Origin of the sequence: Mycobacterium sp. pR1184 (genome assembly GCF_041287235.1) — a bacterium.
Lineage (GTDB): Bacteria > Actinomycetota > Actinomycetes > Mycobacteriales > Mycobacteriaceae > Mycobacterium.
Window position 1 is genome coordinate 1 of the sequence record NZ_JBGGKR010000028.1, and the last position, 1472, is coordinate 1472.

General features: G+C 64.6%; 1 protein-coding gene. It reads left to right on the forward strand.

Features of this window, described 5'->3' with window-relative positions; translation table 11 throughout:
• The first annotated feature begins 241 nt into the window (after window positions 1-241).
• A complete protein-coding gene (locus tag ACAG21_RS28065) occupies window positions 242-1450 on the forward strand; it encodes an IS110 family transposase (protein WP_370499510.1) in 1209 nt (402 codons plus the stop codon).
• The last annotated feature ends 22 nt before the right edge of the window (window positions 1451-1472 follow it).

Sequence of the window (1472 nt, forward strand, 5' to 3'; positions counted from 1 at the left end):
GTCCTTAAGTTCGTAGGTGCAGTTACTGCGTGTTGTTACGTTGTGCTGTGACCCGGGTGGGTCGGGTGAGGCAGCATGTGTGTTGCCGGCCTGGTGGTGCGGCTTGAAAGGACTGGCCGCCCGGCCTGCCTGGACTTCCTCGGGCCGCTGATTGAGATCTGCGATCTGATCGCTTGTTTAAGGAAATGCCGGCGGGGTTGTCCGTGGGGATCGTGTTGGCACACAAGCGAATAGGAGATCGATGGCAACGGGCCAGTTGTGGGCTGGTGTAGATGTCGGCAAGGAACATCACTGGGTGTGCGTGGTCGACGACGTCGGCACGGTGGTGTTGTCGCGAAAGCTGGTCAACGATGAGCAACCGATCCGTGCGCTCGTCGCAGAGATTGACTCGTTGGGTGAGCAGGTTGCCTGGACGGTGGACCTGACCACGGTGTATGCCGCCTTGTTGTTGACGGTGCTGGCTGATGCCGGCAAGTCGGTGCGTTATCTGGCGGGCCGTGCGGTCTGGCAAGCCTCGGCGGTTTATCGCGGTGGTGAGGCCAAGACCGATGCCAAAGACGCCCGGGTGATCGCCGATCAATCCCGTATGCGTGGTGATGACCTGCCACTGCTGCATCCCGGCGACGATCTGGTCACCGAACTGCGTCTGCTCACCGCTCATCGCGCCGATCTGGTCGCTGACCGCACCCGCACCATCAACCGACTGCGCCAACAACTCGTTGCGGTATGTCCGGCGCTGGAACGGGCCGCCCAGCTGACGCAGGACCGCGGCTGGGTGGTGCTGCTGGCGCGCTACCAGCGCCCCAAAGCCATCCGCCAAAGCGGTGTTTCGCGGCTGACCCGGATCCTGAGCGACGCGGGGGTGCGTAATGCCGCGGCCATAGCGGCAGCGGCCGTGGCGGCTGCCAAAACCCAAACGGTCCGACTGCCCGGCGAAGAAGTCGCCGCTGGACTGGTTGCCGAACTGGCGCAGGGGGTGATTTCCCTCGATGACCGCATCAAGACCACCGATGCCGACCTCGAGGGCCGATTTCGCCGCCATCCCCTGGCCGAAGTGATTACCAGCATGCCCGGCATGGGATTTCGGCTCGGCGCGGAATTCCTGGCCGCCGTCGGCGATCCCGCGTTGATCGGCTCGGCCGACCAGCTCGCCGCCTGGGCCGGCCTGGCGCCGGTCGCGCGGGATTCCGGGAAACGCAATGGACGCCTGCATACCCCCAAGCGCTACAGCCGCCGACTGCGAAGAGTCATGTACATGTCCGCGCTGACCGCCATCCGCTGCGACCCGGCCTCCCGTGCCTACTACCAACGCAAACGAGACCAAGGCAAACGCCCGATCCCGGCCACCATCTGCCTGGCCCGACGCCGCACCAACGTCCTCTACGCACTCATCCGCGACAACCGCACCTGGCAACCCGACTCACCCCCGATCACCCAGTCGGCGGCTTGACATCGTCATTGAGAGTCCTTTC

Bases quoted from the DNA above. Each gene is read 5' to 3' on its own strand.
- ACAG21_RS28065 (WP_370499510.1), top strand. From the start codon at position 242: ATGGCAACGGGCCAGTTGTGGGCTGGTGTAGATGTCGGCAAGGAACAT.